This is a genomic window from Desulfofundulus luciae (genome assembly GCF_030813795.1).
In the GTDB taxonomy this organism is placed as follows: domain Bacteria; phylum Bacillota; class Desulfotomaculia; order Desulfotomaculales; family Desulfovirgulaceae; genus Desulfofundulus; species Desulfofundulus luciae.
Genome location: NZ_JAUSUX010000010.1, coordinates 87,136 through 106,546, shown reverse-complemented (window position 1 = coordinate 106,546; position 19,411 = coordinate 87,136). Strand labels below are relative to the sequence as shown.

Here is a 19,411-nt window from a genome sequence, read left to right as displayed (position 1 = left end):
AGATATTATACCATGTTAAGGCAGGTTAGAAAAACTAAATATTTACAGACGTGGCACTACACTTTCGCAATTTTTAAGTATTCCGCTAACTAAGACCCTTGATTTTACTGGGTTTCCAGCTTCGTTGGAAATGTATGGGGCGCTAAAGTTTCAAACTTGAGCCTAACTTCCCCGGCTATATGCGGCAAAACGATTATACCGTCGCTTTTAGGAATGACAATGCTTTTTTTACTCCGGGACATGGCAGATACTTCCACGATTTTGCATAACCGGTTCTTGAGTTCCTGAAAAAGAACCTCCCCTTCTTCCAAATAGTAATCTTCAAAGCGGTCAATAGCCACAACCATAACCGCCCGTTTCCCCTTTAGTTCAAAACCCAGGTGTTGAGCACGCTGGATAATGATTTCTTCAGAATCATAATGCCTGTTAAGTAAGTCTTCCCAAAACTCCATGGTTAACTTCTCTTCCGCTCTTTTGATTGCCCTTCGCTTCGATTCCTCCAGAGCAATTGCTGTGGCAGCATGAGTCAAGGCCACGGTTGATACATCGAACTCCTGATCCGTACTGCCGCCTGCCAGGGTAACCACATACCCGTATAGCTCCTGGCCGACCGCCACCCTGGTTAATAACAACTGCACATTAGGGATAGAGGTCGGCCTATGGTATGTCCTGACTCCCAGGTTTCCTTCCTGAAGGGACCCCTCATCAGTAGAAATAGATGAATGCAGCTGTCTCAAAACACTCAGGGCCTCCTGGGTAAAATTGCCAGCCGAAATTTTATTATTGCCTACCAGGGCCAAAACATTCAAAGTACTATCGGTAATCATAACCGGCTTGTTTGTTATTTTCTGTAATGATAGGGCTATTTTTTCAAAGCCCCCTCCGGTCAAAAGGATATCCGTCAAATAAGTATTTATCTGCAACGACTTTTCAAGCAAAAGCTTTTGCTTGTTAAGTATAGCACCCATGACAACGGAAAATACGGTGCTATAGGGTATGCTTCTGGGCAGGACAAGGACGGGAAGATTCATTTCTTCCGCAAGCTGATAGGCATAATCATCCATGGCTACTTCCAGGTTATGGCCCGGGTGCACTGCCAGGGCGGTCACACCTGCTCTGCTCAAGTCCCTTATGAGATCATAAACCTGCTCCCTGGTTGGGAAAGCACCCAGTGTAGTCAGGAAAAGCTCCCCCCCGCGTACCCAATCTTGATAGCGGGTTACTTCCAGCACGCTTACTGTTTCAATAATTTTGGCTAAACCGTTACGCCCCGCTTTAAGTATGACACCGTGGCCTTTTAACAGCTCCAGGGCCTCGTTGACAGTTATACCCTTCATTTGATTTCACTCCTGTCCGCCTCTTATTTATTAATTCTTGATTTATAAGTTTAACCCCTCCCCATGGGATAGAAAAGTTAAAAACAATAAGTGCGGCACCGGTGGCCGCACCTCATACCCTTTAATTCTGCCTGCTCATTTCTTCCCGCAGTTTCTCTGTTTTCCCCCGGTCAATTTCCAATGTCACCGGATCGATGATCACACCGTATTCCCTGGCTGCCGTTTCAATGGTAATGTATTCGTCTTTGACGTCCTGCCATACTTTTTCCACCGGACGCGCCAGGGGATCTCCATAACCACCGCCACAACCGCTAATAAATCTTACTAAATCACCTTTACGCATGGGATAATTGGAGAAAGTGGCACCTATAATGGGTTCTGAACCATCTGCAGGATGGATTTCCACCACATTGGGCGAGCCATCCTTTCCTCCGGCAAATCCCCAAGGTGGAATCCTGTGTCTGCTGACAATAGTTGTCAATTCGGCATTCGAGTTGAGCAAGCGGTAATCCCTGATCAACCCGCAACCACCTCTAAATTTACCGGCACCGGTACTGAGATTAAAAGCATATTGTTCGACTATAATGGGATACTTGTACTCCGCAACCTCAACAGGAATCATATACGTTTCTCCATCGGCGATGGCTACCAGACCGTTTTCACCGTCTTTGTTGTATCCGGCACCCCATCCTCCGGCCTGGGGTTCACACAGGACAAAGGGTTGCCCGGTATCATCTTCGATTCCGGCCAGGATGGTACCGATAATGCTTAAAAAGTGACCGGCCGTTATTCTCTCCGGTATCACCGGGGCCAGCGCCTTCGCCACCAGGTCTGTAATATGAGACAAAGCCTCCCAGTTGGTGGAAACCGGGGCCGGTCGCACGGCGGCAAAAACGCTGCCTTCACGCACAATTACTTTTAACGGGGAATAAAAACCTTCGTTGGGCTCGGCGTCTGGATTCAGCAGGGCATGGTAAATAATTCTTCCGGCAGAGTAGGCCCCAAATCTGGTACAGTTGATGGGAGCGGCAATCTGGTCCCCCGACTCCGTTAAGTCCACCACAAAATTGTCATCTGTAATGGTTACCTTAACTTTGATATAAACATCACCCAGACCGTTGGCATTGGCATCAATATAGCTTTCCGCTTCAAAGGTGCCCTTGGGCATTTTAGCCAGCTCTTTAAGAGCCAGCTTTCTGCCGTTCTCCAGCAATGTCTCTATACTTTCCATGACAGCGTCTTTACCATACTTGTCAAACAGCTCAAGCACCCTTTTTTCTGCGATACGCAGGGAAGCCGTCTGAGCATATAAATCGCCCAGAGTCATGTCGGGAGTACGACAATTGGCAGCAATCATATCCCTGACTGCCTCGTTTAATTTTCCTTCCTCATAAATTTTAATTACCGGGAATTGCAAGCCCTCCTGATAGATCTCGGTGGCATTTGTAGACCAGCTGCCCAGGTTTTTGCCGCCAATTTCATTCCAGTGCCCTTTATTGGCAGCAAACGCCACCAGTTCCCCGTCGTAAAAAATGGGTAAAACAGCTGATACGTCGCACAGGTGGGTGCCGCTGCCGGTAAAGGGATCATTGGTAAGAATGATATCCCCCGGCTTCAAATTCTCCAGGCCAAACTTTTCCAGCGTTGAGATCACCGAATAGGTAATTGCTCCCAAAAAACCGGTCACCCCGTTGGCCTGGGCGATGAGATTTCCTCGGGCATCGGTCAGACCACAGGCATAGTCAAGCACTTCGTAGATGATGGTACTCTGGCTGGTACGGCCCCAGGTCAGAAACATTTCTTCCGCTGCCGCAATCAAACCCTGAGCAATATTCTCCCTGGTGAATGGATCTACTTTTGCCATAAGTCTACACCCCCGTATAAATGATCAGGTTGCCGTAATCGTCTACTTCCAGCGTTTGACCGGGGTAAAGGATGGTTACCGACTTGGGTTCTTCTATGGCAGCCGGCCCCTGGATTTTATGACCCGGCCCCAGCATGCCCCTGGCGTATACCTTGCTCATCAACCGGCCGTGCTCATCAAAGTCGATAACCCTTTCTCCTTTAAGGGCATCATGCAAGGAACCGGCAGGAGGCATTTTCTTTATCTCCGGCTTTTTAACCATTCCAAAAGCGGTCAAGTTGAAATTGACAAACTCGGCCGGAGCATAATCCAGGCTAAAGGTGTATTGCTGATGATGGTTGCGATCAAAGGCCTTCCTGATGGTAATCAGGTCTTCTTCTCGAATAATGCCGTTACCAACCGGGGTCCTGACTGTGTGTTCCTGGCCAATATAGCGCAAATCGGCAGTCCTGACAAACACAATGTCCTCTGGGGATATACCCTGCTTTTCATAAACGGCCAGAGCCTCTTGTTCCATTTCCTGGTAAATAGCGTTCACTCTACCCAGGTCGCATCCGATCACAGGCATAATCTGGGTTTGAATGAAATCCTGCCTCAGGTCGGTCATCAACATTCCCCAGGCTGAGAAGGTAGCGGGCATATTTGGAACAATGAGCTTGCCTACCTTTAACTCGGCAGCCAGGAACGGGCCGTGAACCGCCCCGTTTCCGCCCATGGCCACCATAACAAAGTCCCTGGGATCATAACCCCTGCGCACGGAGATGAGCTTTAAGGCGTTCAGCATATTGTTATTGGCTGTTTTAATCACACCCAGCGCAGCTTCCTCAATGCTTATACCAAAGTGTCTGGCAATGGGTTCCATGGCCTTCCGGGCCAGGTCGAGGCTGACTTTAAACTCGCCACCGAGGAAGCTGTTGGGATCAATCCGACCGGCAATTAAATTGGCATCGGTTAATGTGGGCTCTGTTCCACCCAGACCGTAACAGACCGGGCCGGGGTCCGCTCCGGCGCTCTGGGGCCCCACTTTCAGCACCCCTACATCGTCTATCCAGGCGATGCTTCCCCCGCCGGCGCCAATCTCGATAATGTCCACAATGGGAGTTTTTACCGGATACCCGGCAAATTTGGGAGTCCATTCCAGCTTGTAATCGGTGGTAATCTTGACCTCGCCCCTGCTGATCAAGGAGGTCTTGGCCGTGGTACCCCCAATATCAAAAGTAATTAAATTGTCCTCGCCAATAATTTTGCCCAGGGCGGCAGCACCGATTACTCCTCCTACTGGTCCCGACTCGATCAGGGTGATGGGCACTTCCTTGGACCGGGCAAAAGTGGCCGTTCCCCCGTTGGAAAGCATGGCGTGGGGTTCTACCTTGAGCCCCATTTCTTCCAAACGTTCCTGCAGGGTATCAAGGTACCTGGTGGCCGCCGGTTTTACATAGGCATTGAGTACGGTTGTACTGGTCCGCTCATACTCGCGCCATTCCTTAATTAAATCTGACGAAATGGTGATCTCCACCCCTGGCAATTCCCTGGCCAGAATACGGCCGACCAGCCGCTCGTGTTCCGGATTGGCATAGGAATGTAAAAGGCACACTGCTACCGCTGCAACGCCTTCTTTCTTGATCTTTTTGGCTATTTCCACCACTTCTTCTTCCGATACACTTTTCAGCACCTCGCCTTTATAGTTAAGGCGCTCGTCCACCTCAAACCGCAGGTGTCTGGGAACAAAAGGACGGGGCTTTTTATAAAAGTAATTATATAAATCAGGCCGGTTGGCCCTGCCGATTTCCAATACGTCCCTGAACCCTTTAGTGGTGACCAGAGCCGTTTTGGCCCCTTTTCTCTCCGTAACGGCATTAATTACCACGGTGGTACCATGTACAAAGTATACGGTTTGCGCTAAATCAATACCGGTTTTCTCAATGGCATTGATTACCCCGTTAGCAAAGTTTTCCGGAGTCGTGTGGGCTTTTTCATCAATTACCTGACCGGTTTCTTCATTCAAGCATACAAAGTCGGTGAAGGTTCCTCCAATGTCGATTGCTATTCTTAGACTCATGAACAACCCTCCAGGCCTCTAGTTTTCGGGTACTGTGTGCGGGGTAACAAACCACAAAATTTTTGCTTCCCCCTGGGATATATTGGTGCTGGCATGGGGCTTGTTTCCGGGCATAAACACCAGATCTCCCTCTTCCACTATTTCACTACCGGTATCAGTATCCACCCGGATTTTCCCGGCAAGGATATAGGAAACCTCCTCGGAGGCGTGCCAGGAATAGCCTGATGCCGGCAACCTTTGACCCGGTTTCAACACTGCCATTCCCACCTGGCAGTTTTTTGCGCCGTGCTCCCTTCCGGAAATCAAGAGTTTCAACGGGCAACTTTCACTAACGGCAGCGCAAAACTGCTCCTTCTTTACAACCTTCAACACGACACCTCCTTTCAATGGACAGACCTTATATTTCGAGCAGTTCCCTGGAAAAATTATTCAAGCGGATCGGACCGTCACTGGTTACGGCCACAATATCTTCAATGCGCACGCCCAGTTTTCCGGGCAGGTAGATCCCCGGTTCCACGCTAAAAACCATTCCCTGCCGGAGGGGAGTGGTGTTTCCTTCAACCAGGTAGGGATCCTCATGACAATCCAGGCCAATGCCGTGACCGGTCCGGTGAATGAAGTAGTCCCCGTAGCCTGCACGGGAGATTAAGCCCCGGGCAGCCCTGTCTACATCCCCGCAGGGAACACCTTCCCTGGCCGACTGAAAGCCCAGCTCATTGGCCTCCTGCACCAAGCGGTAAACCTCTTTTCCCTCCGGGGTGGCCTTACCCAGGCAAAATGTACGGGTAATATCCGAACAGTACCCCCCCACCACCGCACCGAAATCCAGGACGATAAAATCACCCTTTTGCAGTTTTCGATCGCCGGTGATGTGATGCGGCAAAGAACCGTTAGGGCCTGAAGCTACAATGGGCTTAAAGGAAATATCTTCAGCGCCCAACGCCTTAATGGTGTTCTCAATAAATAGGGCCAGTTCTTTCTCCGTAACACCTTCCCTGATTTCTTTCAGCACTTCACCCATTACCCGGTCCGCTAGCTTTCCTGCCTGCTCCAGCAGGGCCAGCTCTGTTTCGTCTTTGCAAACACGCACCTCTGACATGACATCCCGGGCGGCCACGAATTGAAAGCCGGAGAAAGCCCGCATAATGCTCAAGAAATGGCCCGCCCACATTTTTTCATCTACCGCAACCCGCCCTTGTTTTGTGGTTACCGCCGCCATGACCAGTTCCACCGGGTCCTGGTGATCGGGCCAGGTAAGCAAGCGGTAATGCCCATGGATCTTGGCGGCATATTCTTTATACATCTCAGGCAAAACCAACGTTAAGGGACCTTCCGCCGGCAATACGGTAACCTGAAGGCGTTCATCGGCTACTGTTTTCAACCCCGTCAGGTAAAACATATTGGCGGTGGGAGCCAGAACCAGGTAGTCAATGCCTTTCCGGCCCATTAATTGCTGTACCCTGGCCACCCTTTTCGAAAATACATCCATATTCAAACCTCCCTTCACGGGAAGGAACTCAGACGCTTCTATAATCAGTACACCACCCGGCTGCAAACCAAACTAACACCGGGCCAGGATCTCTTTAACGCTTAATGCTGAAGTGTAAAAAAACGATCTACTTCTTTTCGCTCCAGAGCCCTGCCATGGCGTACTGCTCATCCAGCCGCCACTCCCTTATCTCACGGGCGGGTGGAGTTTCATAGCCCCCCACCTTACTGGTCACCCACCCGAAACGGTCTCTTAAGTCAACCAAAAACTCGGCATGTTTGAATGGTGCCAGCACCACATCAATAACGGGTACTCCCACCATTTCCTGGAGTTCCCTGTAGAAACCAAACTGCATGGTGCAACCTAAAACAATCGTTTCCGCCCTATCCTCTTCCACGGCCTTTCGTGCTTCCTCCACCAGCCGGTTTCTGGTACGGTATTCATCGGCGTGAAAATCCAGCACCCCCAGTTCCAGGGACCGGAATGAGGCCAGTTTTTCGCCGTAGCCGTATTTCAAAACATTGCGCCGCATGGCAGGAATCCACTTTTTCCTGCCCACAATAATCGAAAAGGAATCACCCAGCACACTGGCCAGTTGTAGAGAGGACTCGGCCGGGGCCGTTACTACCATCCGTTCGCAAATCTCACGGGCCTCCTCCAGGAAAGGATCATAGAAGCATCCAATCACTGCCGCGTCGTAACCGTCCTTTTCAGCCCATTTAATGGTGTTAAGCAAATCCACTCCAATTAAAGCCTCGTAGTAGTGATACTCCAGGTGGTGGGGACCTTTTTGGAGAGAGATAACGTCCACTATTGTGGATTCGCTCCTGGCCTCTTCCAGGTAATCTTTTATCGCACTATCCCAATTATTGTGGCCAACAGGATTAATAAACAGGATTCGTTTCTTACTCACGGATTAAATTCCCTCCAAAAATTAGTTTCCCGGTAATGCAAACCAGATAAAATCTAGAAAAATCTCACTACCTTCAAGCAACGTTAACACCGGCAGTCTTTTGATAAGCATGACAGCGCACCAGGTGACCGGGAGACACCTCCAACATTACGGGGTCTTCCCGGAAACACAACTCAGTCTTTTCCGGACACCGGAGGTGGAAGCTGCAGCCGGGCGGCACATTTACCGGAGAAGGTATCTCACCGGTAGAGATGACCTTTTTAGGCTTCAGTGCCTCCTCCTCTTCGGAAACCACCGGAATAGAGGAAAGAAGCATTCTGGTATAGGGGTGAAGGGGATTTCTAAAGAATTCAACGGTATCGGCCATTTCGCAAATTTTCCCCAGGTACATAATGGCCACCCTTGTGGCAATGTTTCGCATCAAGCTTAAATCATGGGTAATAAATAAATAAGTTAGTTGCTTTTCCTGCTGTAATTTTAAAAGCATATTAATTATTTTAGCCTGAATGGAAACATCCAGGGCAGAGGTTGGTTCGTCCAGAATTATGAACGTGGGATCGGTAGCGAGGGCACGGGCAATGGATACCATCTGTCTTTCCCCGCCGCCCATGGAAGCAGGAGACTTATACATGTAATTAGGCGATAACTCCACCATCTGCAGGATTTGCGTGATCTTCCTCTCCATCTCTTCTCTCTTGACAATCTTATGTACCCGCAAGGGCAGCTCCAGAATTTGACGGATGTTATGAGACGGGTTCAAGGAAGAACCGGGGTCCTGGAAAACTATCTGCAAATCTTTTTTTAAGGAAAGAGGGCGTTTGTCACTACTCATACTGATATCCCGGCCCTGAAAAATGATCTGTCCACCGGTAGGCTTATACATGCCCATGACCGTGTAGGCCAGGGTACTTTTACCCGAACCCGATTCTCCCACCAGGCCCATGATTTCCCCTCTGTGGATGGTTAAGTCAACCCCGTCCACGGCCTTCACATAAACGGGCTTACCTTTTGATTTTTGCACCGGAAAGTACATTTTCAAATTGTTAATGGTCATGATGGGTGCATTCATGATTTCTCATCTCCTTATACCTGAAAACAGGCTACCTGGTGGCCGTCTCCCAGGTCTCTGAGAAGGGGCTTTTCTTCCCTGCACCTCTGTACAGCCCGGGGACAGCGAGGGTGAAAACGGCACCCACCGGGAGGGCGCAGGTAATCGGGTATACGACCATAGATGCCTTCGGCCACACCGCCGCCCGTAAGCCTGGGCACGGACGACAGCAGGCCAAGGGTATAAGGGTGAAGGGGGTTGGCAAAGAGAACGCTGGTCCGGGCCACTTCGACAATATTCCCGGCATACATGACGTAAATGCGGTCTGTTAACTCACGAGCGACTCCAAGGGAGTGGGTGATCATAATCAAAGACATTCCTTTCTTTTCAACCAGCCCCCTCAGGAGCCTGTGCACCTGGTCCTGAATAGTTACATCCAGGGAGGTTCCCGGTTCATCTGCAATCAGTAATTCACGGGCTGTAACTATGGCCATGGCTATACAAATTCGCTGTTTCATTCCCCCGCTCAACTGGTTCGGGTAGCAGTTCAGGATCCGCTCGGGATCAGGAATATACACCTCCTTTATTGCCTGAATGGCCAGCCTTTTAATGTTATCCTTCCTGCTCTCTTCTTTGCTCAAGCCGGAATATTTGATCACATCAAACATTTGGGTCCCCACGGTAAAAACCGGATTTAGTGCAGCCGCCGGTTCCTGAAAAATCATGGAAATGCCTCTGGTACGCACCTGCTGGAGTTCCCGGGGTTTCATTTTAAGTATGTCATTTCCATGGTACAGGATCTGACCTTCAGGTATGTGCGCCTGTCCCTCGGGAAGTATTCTTAATACTGATCGCATGGTAGTCGTCTTTCCACAACCGGCTTCACCCACCAGTCCCACTTTTTCACCTTTGTATACGTGCAGGTTTACGCCATCCAGGACCCTGGAGTAACCGCCATAAGTGCGGTACCAAACATGAAGGTTCTTAATTTCTAAAACAGGGTTACTCATGGTCATGTTCCCCCTTGGCCAGCATATCCCGGACTCCGTCACCCAGCAGGTTGAAACCTAAAATCATTACTGCGATGGCCAGGGATGGGAAGACAGTCATCCACCAGAGATCGGGCATGTACCGGGTTCCATCGGAGACCATCTGGCCCAGAGCCGGGGTGGGTGGCTGTTCGCCCAAACCGACAAAGCTCAAAGCTGCCCCGATTAAAATCACCCAGCCCACATCCAGGGCCATCTTGGTAAAAATTGGAGAAAGGCAGTTGGGCAGGATCTCGCGAAAAAGGATGTGGAACTTGCTGGCCCCAATTAGTTCGGCTGCCGTTACAAAGTATTCGTTGCGCAGGGAAGTAGCCATGCCATAAACCAGCCGGGTGTACCACGGCCACCACATGACCGTAATGGCAATCATGGCATTGGTGAGGTTCGGCTCTAAAACTGCGGCAATAGCCAGGGCCAGCAACAGGGGAGGTACCGACAGGAAAATGTCGGTGACGCGCATTATGATGGTATCCAGTAAACTTCCCTTGTAATAGCCGGCCAGCAAACCTAAAAAAACACCAACCGGAACAGCAATGGCCAGCACCAGTACCGCCATTAACAACGCCCCCCGGAAGGCAAAGATGATCCTGGACAGGATATCACGCCCGAAAATGTCGGTTCCAAACAGGTGGGTGGCGGAAGGAGCAAGGCTGGCATTGCCATAGTCTACGAATTTTCCGGCATGTTCCGGGTAAGGAGTAATATAAGGTGCCAGAACAGCCGCCATTACAATGGCCAGCACGATTACCAGGCCAGCCACAGATAATTTATTACGAGAAAACTTATACCATTTTTTTCTAAACCCCTCTTTAAACCTGGCTGCAAAAGATGGAACATTTATATCTGAAGCGGGTTGCAAGTTGACATTCATCAAAGTTTTCCTCCCAGCCTGATGCGTGGATCGAGATAAGCAACTATAAGGTCCACCAGTATATTTACCAGGACAAAGATTAAGCCAAATACGATAATTACCGCCGAAATAGCATTTAGATCCTTTCGAAGCATGGCCTCCATGCCATAGCGGGAAATCCCCGGCCAGTTGAAGATTACTTCGACCAGAAAGGCATTCCCCATCAAGGAAGCGATATCCAGGCCCATTACGGAAACAGCCGGTATCAGGGATGGTTTCAATAGATATTTACCCATAATGATGTGGTTTGGAATTCCGTATCCCACCGCCGCCGCCACGTAGTCTTTCCCCATGTTGTCGGTCATGGCAGATCTGATAATCCGGGCTTCCTGAAATATAGGACCGATAGCCAGGGCCAGTGCCGGCAGGAACAGGTGTTTGAGAGCATCCCAAAAAACCGGAAAGTCACCGGTGAGCAGGCTGTCAATAGTGAGCAAGCCTGTAATGGATACGGGTGGTTGCACTCCGGCACTAAGACGGCCCAGAGCAGGTATCACCGGCCAGAGATAGCCAAATATGAGCACGAATAACACGGCCAGCACGAATGACGGCACGGCAACCCCCGTATACGCCATAATCCTGATCACGCTATCTACCCATTTATCTTTGTACCTGGCCGCCAGGGTGCCGAACAATATGGAAAAGACAATCACAAATATGGCCGATACCATGACCAGTTCCATGGTTGCCGGAAGAAATTCCATGATATCTTCCAGTACCCCGCGTTTGGTTACCAGTGACCTGCCCAGGTCACCGGTGGCAACCCCTTTAATCCAGTAATAGTATTGAGCTACCAGGGGTTTATCCAGGTGCATTTCCTCCCGCAACGCATCCACCGCAAACTGGGGTGCTCTCGGCCCCAAAGCCATTCTAGCCGGATCGCCGGGCACGACGCGGGCAATAATGAAAATTACAATCGAAAGCCCGACCAGCACAAAAATGGAAAGTAAGAGCCTTCTCAAAAGATATGAGTGCAATTTCATAAATTACCCCCTAACGGCAGTACAATATCCGTGACCGAGATTATGTCAATCCAGTGTAAGCATGCATAATGAACCTGAAGTCCTTGATGAGTACTTCCAACCAAAATTTTGCTTCAAGTTTTTCCCGGGCAGGCAATGGATTGAAAATGCTGGCTACAGCCATCAATCAATAATACAAATGGTGTGGTGGCCCTCCCCATCCAGATAGCTAAGGGGCGCCACCACCCGTTAGCAACAGAATCAACTTGCAACAATAAACAGGCACAATTTATCTGGCTTCAAAGCTTGATTTAATTTATTTAGGAACCTTGTTGGGGTATACCTTGAATTCGCGGAAATAAAACATGTAGCCCATCACAGAAGTGACCGGTTTACCCTGCTTGATTAAATCGGCCGCCGGCCATACTACATATTCTTCCTGATAAGCTCTTTTCTCGGCCTGGTCAAATGCCCAAATAGTTGGGGCCAGGTCTACAATTTTTTCCTGAATAGCCCTGTATTTTTCAAAGCGCTTGTTGGTGTCCAGAGTGCTGATGGCATCCTCAATGGCGGCGTCTATCTCGGCATTCTTTAACCACTCACACTGCTCCCAGGTTCCGGTGGATTTGGAGTGGTAGCGTGATTCCAGGATGGAACCGGCCTCACTGTAATGCGGGGAAACAAATACGGTGCTGGCATTAGGCGTATTCTCAGGCTTCGCTACCTGATCCACAAATGACAGCCAGGGAACCTTGACTACGTTAACCTTTATCCCCAGTTCTGCTGCGTTTGACTGTAAGAGCAGGGCAATTTTTTCTTCATCAGGAACCTCTGCTACCCATGCCAGTTCAACAGGATATTCATCCAGCCTGCTGGCATATTTTGACTTGGCTAATTCTGCCCTGGCCTTCTCCAGATTCCGTTCATATGGCGTCAGGTTGGGATTGAATCCGGGCAGAACGGAGGAAACCGGCCCTTTTGCCTTCCTGGAACCAGGAAACAGCTTATCAACCACGGTGTCGTAGTCAAATGCATAGGCCAGGGCCTTCCGGAAATGCACATCATCGGTTGGCGCCTTTTTAGTGTTGAACATGATATTCAGTATGGTACCGGTAAAAGCGGCATTAACGCCTACACCGGGAATCCGATCCAGGGCTTCCAGGGCTTCTTTAGTTTGCCACTGGTCTGTTATTTCCAATTCCCTGCGGGTCATAAGCGTACGGATTGTCGATGGTGAAGTGGTGCCAATAATCTTAAACGAATCCGGTGCGTCCTGATCCCACCCGCCCCAGTAATGATCAAATTTGACGGCATAAAGGTGCTCCTGTTTCTTCAGCTCTTTGACCATATAGGGGCCGCTACCGGCATCATTGGTAATTAGCCAGTCCTTACCATAGTCGCCCATCTTCCCGTAAGGACCGGGCTTGATATTGGCCATTACTTGATCTTTATTTAAGATGTACAGCCTCACCAGGGTGGAAAGGAACGGGCCAAATGTCTTTTTCAAAGTGAATTGTACCGTGTAATTATCCAGGGCCTTGACTTCTTTCACGACGTCGGTGAAGAGATAACCGTAACCTTCACCCAGGGTAAGCATTCTTTGCATGGAGAAAACCACGTCTTCCGCCGTCAGTTCGTCCCCATTGTGGAATTTCACACCATGTCTTAAATTGAAGGTCCATGTAAGACCATCGCTACTGGTTTTCCAATCAGTAGCCAGCCAGGGTTTTAACGTACCATCATGGCTGGGAAAGACCAGCGTATCGTAAAGATTGGCCAGTGCAATAGAACTGGCGTAGTCGGACCCCACTCCCGGATCAATATTGGGTACGTTGGCCTCCGAGATTCTAATGATCTTCTCCCGGGCACTCTGCTGGCTGTCGGGAGCACCTTTTTGACTTCCGGTCTTACCACCGCCACAGCCAGCCAACAGCATGGCAACCAGAAGTACCAGTATGCCCGGTATTACCAGTTTTTTTCTTAACCTGGCCCAATTTTTCATTGAAAGTTCTCCTCCTGGTTTTATAAAATCTTTAATAGCCTCCCTTTCCCTGCCCCTTACCGTGCAGCGAAAATATATGGGCAGCCGTATCCCTGGTTAACCCACCATCACCCCCCATTTCCGGTTTAAGCACTGACTATGTAAAAACAACAGGGAAGTTATAACGTCTCAAGCATAAAAGAAAAATGTCTTCCCGCATCACAACCCAACTAACTGGTTTTTACCGAAGTAATAGTCTTACTATTCAAAATAAGTAGAAAAGTTGTCAAGCTAAAACTTTTAGACATAATCAGACATTATGTCTATAATATATTCTAAGCTTGGGTCCCGGCTCCTTTGTGGGTAAGGGACAAATGCTTGGCTTTGATTTTGTTCTTTTTCAACAATTCATCCGGAGGTTTCTCTAAGAAAAAAACCCTCAAATCAGAGGGTTTCCATTTGGATAAAAAAATTTAGGGTTATAGGAGTAACAAAGGCCTTCGCAGGGCCAATGAAAATCCCAAATAGTGTTAAAGGCGTTTCAAATCATTACCTGGTGGTGGGCGTAATGCGGCGCAGGATTTCCTGAATCTCCCGGTTGAAGCTGGCTACAGGAGTACCCCGGCTGATGCCTTCAGCCACTCTGCGGATGCGGGTAACTGTATCCGGATCGGTAGTTACCCGCACGGTAGCTACGCGTTTATCCGCCGCCCTAATCTTCCGGGCCACTTCATCCTTAATAGCCGCTGTGCGCCCCCTCTCTACCCCGCTTTTAATATCGAGCCCCACAATGGCCGTGTTCCCGGTCAGGACGACCGTGGCCGATTTTACGCCGGGTACTTTCTCGGCTTCAGCCGCCAGCTTTGTGGCCAGCCGGTGGGCTTCCGCCGGCGTGGTGGGTAAGGGCCGGGGGGCCGGTGCCGCCTGACCGGGGGCTGTTGGAGCAGGTCCCGGCGCAGCCGGAGATGGCGGGGCGGGTTTACGGGCTACCGTGCAGCCGGATACCAGCATCAGCGCCAGGGATATTATGGAAAACCAGACGGGCCATTTTCTCATTGGCTCACCTCCATTTCCATACGTATTTACCGCCATTTTTTAATATTTACCGGCGGCATACCTCCTATGCTGTAAAATAATGTCACCGGTTGCCATTGGCTGACTGGCTAAAGGTAAACGAGGGATGGACCGGCATACCCTCCTTGCATTAGTGGTCCATATTGAACAATTACCGGTGTTAGGATAAAATAAAGCAAACGAAACATATACTTAAAAGGGACGGTAAAAAAGTTGCGTATTATAGTAGCCATAACCGGTGCATCGGGAGCGATTTACGGCATAACCCTGCTGGACCAATTAAAGCTCTCAGGGATTGAAACCCACCTTATTTTGAGCCCCTGGGCGGCAAAAACCATCACCCTGGAAACCCGGTGGACACCGGAGCAGGTCATGGCATTGGCCAGCTACTCTTACGCGGCCAATGACCTGGCTGCACCGGTAGCCAGCGGGTCTTTTGTGCACCAGGGTATGATCATTGCCCCCTGCAGTATGAAAACCCTGGCATCTATAGCATTGGGTTACAGCGACAACCTGATCACCCGGGCCGCCGACGTGACCATAAAAGAAAGGCGTCCCCTGATCTTGATGACCAGGGAGACGCCTTTAAATGCCATCCATCTTGAAAACATGCTCAAACTGGCCCGGCTCGGGGTAGTCATCATGCCCCCGGTGCCATCCTTTTACCAGCACCCGGAAACCATCGAAGACCTGGTCCTGCAAACAACAGGGCGGGTACTGGATCTTTTAGGTATTGAAAATAACCTGGTAAAAAGATGGGGAGCAATAGGAACCGGGCCATTGTTTACCGGATCAGAATAAGGGTTGCCAGGGTGAAATAAATAAACATACTGCTAACGTCCATCAAGGTAGTAATGAAAGGTCCCGAGGCCAGGGCCGGATCTACCCCGATGCGGTTGATAATCACCGGCACAAAACTGCCCAGGATGGTGGAAACGGTGATACTCACGGCCAGTGCCCCGCCCACAACCAGACCAAGGGAGGGAGAACCCTGCCACACAAAAGCAAAGGATCCCACAACCAGACCGCAAACCAGGCCCACCCACATCCCCACCTGGGCTTCTTTCCAGATCACCTTTAAAATTTGACCGGGATCTACCTCTCCGGTGGCAATTCCTCTTACCACCACAGCCAGGGACTGGGTGGCCGCATTGCCCGTACCTCCGGCTATGGCTGTCATAAAAAAAGCCAGGGCCGTTAAATGTTGCAGGATTTCGGAAAAGCCCTCGATTACATGACCGGCCACCAGCTCTCCGAAAAGCAAACCCACCAACCAGGGCAAACGCCGCAGTGCCCGCTTCACAGGGCTGGCGTCAGGGTCTTCCCCTTCACTATCAATAGTGGCAGCCATACGCATCATGTCCTCGGTAGCTTCCCGTTCAATAACATCCAGAACATCATCAACCGTCACAATACCAAGCAGTTCACCAGCATCGCTAACCACAGGCACAGCCAGAAAGTCGTATTTCGCCACCAGGCGGGCCACCTCTTCCTGGTCGGTACGCACATTCACGCTGATTACCTTGCGCCGCATGATGTCCTCAATACACATATTGGGCGCTGCCAGGATAAGCTCCCTTAAGGAAAGCACTCCCACCAGGTGGTTTTGATCGTCCACTACATAAACGTAATAAACCGTCTCGGCATCAGGTGCGTTTTCACGCAGCACTTCAATAGCTTGCCCGGCGGTGATATCCTTTTGAATGGCCACATATTCCGTGGTCATAATCCCGCCGGCGGTTTCCTCGCCGTAGGTCAATAGCTCTTTGACGTCCCGGGCCTCATGTGCCTCCATAAGACCCAGCAGTTTTTGCCTCAGATCCCCGGGCAGGTCCCCCAGCAGGTCTGCCGCATCGTCGGTAAACATGGCACTTAGTATATCGGCCGTGCGTTGTAAACCCAGGCATTCCATCAGGGTGGGCAACTTTTCCCGGTCCAGCTCAAAAACTACCTGGGCAGCCCTGTCCGGTTCCATGACCCGCAATACCTTGACCTGCTGGCCCAAACTAATGTCCGGAAGCACTTCGGCAATGTCCGCCGGGTGTAAGTCTTTCAAACACTGACGCAACCTGTCGGTAGATCCTTCCTCAAGACAGGAAAGGATTGCCCGGCGTACTTCTTCTCGAACTCTGGACATCCAGGCCACCTCCTTTTTTCAGGGGCAGCCCACCAACCCTGGAGTGTAGATACCGGGGCCAGCCCCTTTTTATTATTACCACCGGCACCATAGCGGGATCACTGAACATTTACACCCACAGCAATGCCCCAAACAAAAAAGGCCTCCGGTTAAAGAAGGCCAAAAGCCCGATTGGACTTATATCCAAAACTACTTTAACAGATTGTTTCCTGTGCTGTCAAGGTATATTAATGCTCCTCCCGTATCCCGGACCTATAGAAAAAATCTTATAACATATCTCTTTTCCTGAAAATCAACAAAGCAACAATTGAGAAGACAACAGACAAAAGAACTATGCCGGGAAAAGCACCCCTGGAATGCTGAAATGGCAGATCTACGTTCATGCCGTACAAGCTGAACAGCATGGTGGGAATCATTAAAATGATGGTCACTGAAGTTAGAAACTTCATGACCATGTTTTGATTGTTCGAAATTATCGAGGCAAATGCATCCATCGTGCCACTCAGGATCTCAGCATAAATCTCACTCATTTCAATGGCCTGTTTATTTTCGGTGATCACATCTTCCAACAGGTCCTCATCTTCTTCGTACATCTTTATTAAGCCCACGTTCACCTCTAAAGAATCTGGGTCTTTAGCAAGATGTGATTTTAATAGTTTTTCCATAACGATTTCATTTGCCCTTAAAGAGGTTGTAAAATAGACCAGGCTTTTTTCTAAACTAAATAATTTAATTAATTCTTTATTTTGCGTCGAACTGTGCAACCTCTGCTGAATTTCTTCACTTCTTTTGTCGATCTGCCTTAAGTAACGCAGGTAATGGATCGCCGTCTTATAAAAAATCTGCAAGAGAAAGCGCGTTTTTTTAAAGGTATAAAATCCCTTGATACGGCAGGAAGAGAATTCGCTTATAATAGCCAGATCTTCCAGGCAAACAGTAATAATAATGTTTTCTGTAATAATGATTCCTAAAGGAATTGTGTCATAAATATTATCCCTAATAATAGGCACCCTGATAATAATCAGCACACAGCCTTCCTCAACCTCGATACGGGAGCTTTCTTCTTCATCAAGAGGGTACTCTAAAAAGTCCACCGGCAGGGTAAGCTGGTGAACGACCTCTTCTATTTCTTCTCTGGTAGGGTTGACTAAGTTAATCCAACTCCCCTTCTCTCCCAGCACATTGCTTTCTACCAGCGCCTCTCCCACACTTTTATATACTTTGAGCATATCTTCCCACCCCTGTTGTTGAGCTTTATCCTGTTCCGATGTCTCATTCGGATTTTACACAGGCACAAAGAACACATGTTGGCAACCATTATCTCGAGTTTTTCCTCAATGCTCACCAGGGGTGCAGCAAAGCACTGGGGCAGTTCCCCAAAATCCCGTTCCGGGCGGTAATAAGCCGGGCGCCGTAAAGTCCCCGGGTCACTGACATCCAGGCCACCTCCTTTTTTCAGGGGCGGCCCACCATCCCTGGAGCGTGGATACCTGGGCCAGTCCCTGCTTGTTTTAGTATGAACTTGTGCCTACTAGGGTCGCCGTCCACAGTACCACCTCCGGGAATTTTTTTTGCAAAATGAAAAGGGCCTTCACTTACGTGAGGAAGCCCGAAAACCTTAGCTGGCTTTCCAGCCAACATTACTTTATCAGAACCTTTCTTGTACTGTCAAGGAAAATTAATCCCTGTCGGTGTAACCAAAGTTCCGCAGGTACAGGTCCTGGTTACGCCAGTCTTCCTTGACCTTGACCCACAGATCCAGGTATATTTTTGACCCCAGGAGAAGTTCCATTTCTTCCCTGGCCAGCCGGCCGATCTCTTTGAGCATCCGTCCCCCCTTGCCAATTAATATGGCCTTATGCGATTCCTTTTCGGTATAGATGACCGCCCGTACATAGAGCAGCTGGTCCGATCGCGGCTCTACCTCCTCCACCACCACGGTTACCCCGTGGGGTACTTCCTGGGCGGTCAGGTGCAGCACCTTTTCCCGGATCAGTTCGGCCATAATAAACTGTTCCGGCCGGTCCGTGACCATATTGTCGGGATAATACTTGGGTCCAGAGGGTAAGTAGGAAACCACCAGCTCAACCAGGCGGTCCAGGTTTTCCGGTTTGAGAGCGGAAACGGGGATAATCTCGGCAAAATTGTATTTCTGTGAAAAAACGTCGATCAGGGGCAGCAATTCCGCCTTGTTGTCCAGCAAATCTATTTTATTAATGACCAGAATTACCGGAGTGGTTACCTCGCGGAGCTGGTTGATTATGTACTCGTCCCCCGGCCCCGGCAACTGGGGTTCAACCAGGAAGAGGATTACGTCCACTTCCCGCAGGGCGCCCAGGGCCACTTCCACCATATATTCACCCAGCTTGTGCCTGGGCTTGTGAATTCCCGGCGTATCCAGAAAGATGATCTGGGCATCATCACGGGTAATGATTGAATGGATTTTATGCCGGGTGGTCTGGGGCTTATCGGACATAATGGCCACCTTATGCCCCACCAGCTGGTTTAAAAGGGTGGACTTCCCGACATTGGGGCGGCCAATTATGGCCACAAAACCCGACTTAAATTTCTCCTGTTCCACCATTTTC

Annotated in this window: 16 protein-coding genes; 1 reads left to right on the top strand and 15 read right to left on the bottom strand. The window is 49.7% G+C overall.

Translation table 11 applies throughout. The annotated features are described in order from the left end of the window. Positions 1 to 104: 104 nt before the first annotated feature. From J2Z49_RS07895 to J2Z49_RS07840, 12 genes are all read right to left on the bottom strand, one after another. Entirely contained in the window at positions 105 to 1,337 is a 1,233-nt protein-coding gene (locus J2Z49_RS07895) for a PucR family transcriptional regulator (RefSeq protein WP_307401738.1), read from the bottom strand. Between the two features lie 121 nt (positions 1,338 to 1,458). Further along, the gene (locus J2Z49_RS07890; protein ID WP_307401735.1) at positions 1,459 to 3,201 is read right to left on the bottom strand and encodes a hydantoinase B/oxoprolinase family protein; all 1,743 of its coding nucleotides are present in this window, start codon (positions 3,199 to 3,201) and stop codon (positions 1,459 to 1,461) included. Positions 3,202 to 3,205: 4 nt separating this feature from the next. Continuing rightward, a complete protein-coding gene (locus J2Z49_RS07885) occupies positions 3,206 to 5,260 on the bottom strand; it encodes a hydantoinase/oxoprolinase family protein (RefSeq protein ID WP_307401733.1) in 2,055 nt (684 codons plus the stop codon). A gap of 18 nt (positions 5,261 to 5,278) precedes the next feature. Next, positions 5,279 to 5,629: a cupin domain-containing protein gene (locus J2Z49_RS07880; protein ID WP_307401732.1), complete on the bottom strand. Its 351-nt coding sequence runs from the start codon at positions 5,627 to 5,629 to the stop codon at positions 5,279 to 5,281. 28 nt (positions 5,630 to 5,657) lie between these two features. Then, the gene (locus tag J2Z49_RS07875) at positions 5,658 to 6,749 is read right to left on the bottom strand and encodes a M24 family metallopeptidase (protein WP_307401730.1); all 1,092 of its coding nucleotides are present in this window, start codon (positions 6,747 to 6,749) and stop codon (positions 5,658 to 5,660) included. 127 nt (positions 6,750 to 6,876) lie between these two features. Next, on the bottom strand, positions 6,877 to 7,662 hold the full coding sequence (locus J2Z49_RS07870; RefSeq protein ID WP_307401727.1) for an aspartate/glutamate racemase family protein: 786 nt from the start codon (positions 7,660 to 7,662) through the stop codon (positions 6,877 to 6,879). Between the two features lie 73 nt (positions 7,663 to 7,735). Next, positions 7,736 to 8,731, bottom strand: a complete 996-nt coding sequence (locus tag J2Z49_RS07865; protein WP_307401725.1) for an ABC transporter ATP-binding protein — start codon at positions 8,729 to 8,731, stop codon at positions 7,736 to 7,738. Between the two features lie 14 nt (positions 8,732 to 8,745). Next, positions 8,746 to 9,720: an ABC transporter ATP-binding protein gene (locus tag J2Z49_RS07860; protein WP_307401722.1), complete on the bottom strand. Its 975-nt coding sequence runs from the start codon at positions 9,718 to 9,720 to the stop codon at positions 8,746 to 8,748. After that, positions 9,713 to 10,630, bottom strand: coding sequence for an ABC transporter permease (locus J2Z49_RS07855; protein ID WP_307401720.1), 918 nt, complete (start codon positions 10,628 to 10,630; stop codon positions 9,713 to 9,715). The genes J2Z49_RS07860 and J2Z49_RS07855 overlap by 8 nt, the downstream gene beginning before the upstream one ends. After that, complete coding sequence (locus J2Z49_RS07850) at positions 10,630 to 11,652, bottom strand: ABC transporter permease (RefSeq protein ID WP_307401717.1); 1,023 nt, start codon at positions 11,650 to 11,652, stop codon at positions 10,630 to 10,632. Before J2Z49_RS07850 ends, J2Z49_RS07855 begins: the two co-directional genes overlap by 1 nt. Before the next feature lie 295 nt (positions 11,653 to 11,947). Continuing rightward, positions 11,948 to 13,633 carry an ABC transporter substrate-binding protein gene (locus tag J2Z49_RS07845; RefSeq protein WP_307401715.1) on the bottom strand — a complete coding sequence of 562 codons (1,686 nt, stop codon included), beginning with the start codon at positions 13,631 to 13,633 and terminating at the stop codon, positions 11,948 to 11,950. A gap of 528 nt (positions 13,634 to 14,161) precedes the next feature. Then, positions 14,162 to 14,668: a YhcN/YlaJ family sporulation lipoprotein gene (locus tag J2Z49_RS07840; RefSeq protein WP_307401713.1), complete on the bottom strand. Its 507-nt coding sequence runs from the start codon at positions 14,666 to 14,668 to the stop codon at positions 14,162 to 14,164. Between the two features lie 231 nt (positions 14,669 to 14,899). Between J2Z49_RS07840 and J2Z49_RS07835 the strand changes: the two genes are divergently transcribed. Beyond that, complete coding sequence (locus tag J2Z49_RS07835) at positions 14,900 to 15,487, top strand: UbiX family flavin prenyltransferase (protein WP_307401711.1); 588 nt, start codon at positions 14,900 to 14,902, stop codon at positions 15,485 to 15,487. Here the strand turns inward: J2Z49_RS07835 and mgtE are convergent. The 3 genes from mgtE to era form a co-directional block, all read right to left on the bottom strand. Next, on the bottom strand, positions 15,471 to 16,823 hold the full coding sequence (mgtE, locus tag J2Z49_RS07830) for a magnesium transporter (RefSeq protein WP_307401707.1): 1,353 nt from the start codon (positions 16,821 to 16,823) through the stop codon (positions 15,471 to 15,473). The two genes, J2Z49_RS07835 and mgtE, sit on opposite strands and share 17 nt — an antisense overlap. Before the next feature lie 266 nt (positions 16,824 to 17,089). Further along, positions 17,090 to 18,052: a magnesium transporter CorA family protein gene (locus J2Z49_RS07825; protein ID WP_307401704.1), complete on the bottom strand. Its 963-nt coding sequence runs from the start codon at positions 18,050 to 18,052 to the stop codon at positions 17,090 to 17,092. A 449-nt stretch (positions 18,053 to 18,501) separates the two neighbouring features. Beyond that, positions 18,502 to 19,407, bottom strand: coding sequence for a GTPase Era (era, locus tag J2Z49_RS07820; protein WP_307401701.1), 906 nt, complete (start codon positions 19,405 to 19,407; stop codon positions 18,502 to 18,504). Between the last annotated feature and the right edge of the window lie 4 nt (positions 19,408 to 19,411).

Excerpts from the sequence above, each read along its gene's own strand:
- J2Z49_RS07895 (WP_307401738.1), bottom strand. The coding sequence starts at position 1,337 with ATGAAGGGTATAACTGTCAACGAGGCCCTGGAGCTGTTAAAAGGCCAC.
- J2Z49_RS07890 (WP_307401735.1), bottom strand. The coding sequence starts at position 3,201 with ATGGCAAAAGTAGATCCATTCACCAGGGAGAATATTGCTCAGGGTTTG.
- J2Z49_RS07885 (WP_307401733.1), bottom strand. The coding sequence starts at position 5,260 with ATGAGTCTAAGAATAGCAATCGACATTGGAGGAACCTTCACCGACTTT.
- J2Z49_RS07875 (WP_307401730.1), bottom strand. The coding sequence starts at position 6,749 with ATGGATGTATTTTCGAAAAGGGTGGCCAGGGTACAGCAATTAATGGGC.
- J2Z49_RS07865 (WP_307401725.1), bottom strand. The coding sequence starts at position 8,731 with ATGAATGCACCCATCATGACCATTAACAATTTGAAAATGTACTTTCCG.
- J2Z49_RS07860 (WP_307401722.1), bottom strand. The coding sequence starts at position 9,720 with ATGAGTAACCCTGTTTTAGAAATTAAGAACCTTCATGTTTGGTACCGC.
- J2Z49_RS07855 (WP_307401720.1), bottom strand. The coding sequence starts at position 10,630 with ATGAATGTCAACTTGCAACCCGCTTCAGATATAAATGTTCCATCTTTT.
- J2Z49_RS07850 (WP_307401717.1), bottom strand. The coding sequence starts at position 11,652 with ATGAAATTGCACTCATATCTTTTGAGAAGGCTCTTACTTTCCATTTTT.
- J2Z49_RS07845 (WP_307401715.1), bottom strand. The coding sequence starts at position 13,633 with ATGAAAAATTGGGCCAGGTTAAGAAAAAAACTGGTAATACCGGGCATA.
- J2Z49_RS07840 (WP_307401713.1), bottom strand. The coding sequence starts at position 14,668 with ATGAGAAAATGGCCCGTCTGGTTTTCCATAATATCCCTGGCGCTGATG.
- mgtE (WP_307401707.1), bottom strand. The coding sequence starts at position 16,823 with ATGTCCAGAGTTCGAGAAGAAGTACGCCGGGCAATCCTTTCCTGTCTT.
- J2Z49_RS07825 (WP_307401704.1), bottom strand. The coding sequence starts at position 18,052 with ATGCTCAAAGTATATAAAAGTGTGGGAGAGGCGCTGGTAGAAAGCAAT.
- era (WP_307401701.1), bottom strand. The coding sequence starts at position 19,407 with ATGGTGGAACAGGAGAAATTTAAGTCGGGTTTTGTGGCCATAATTGGC.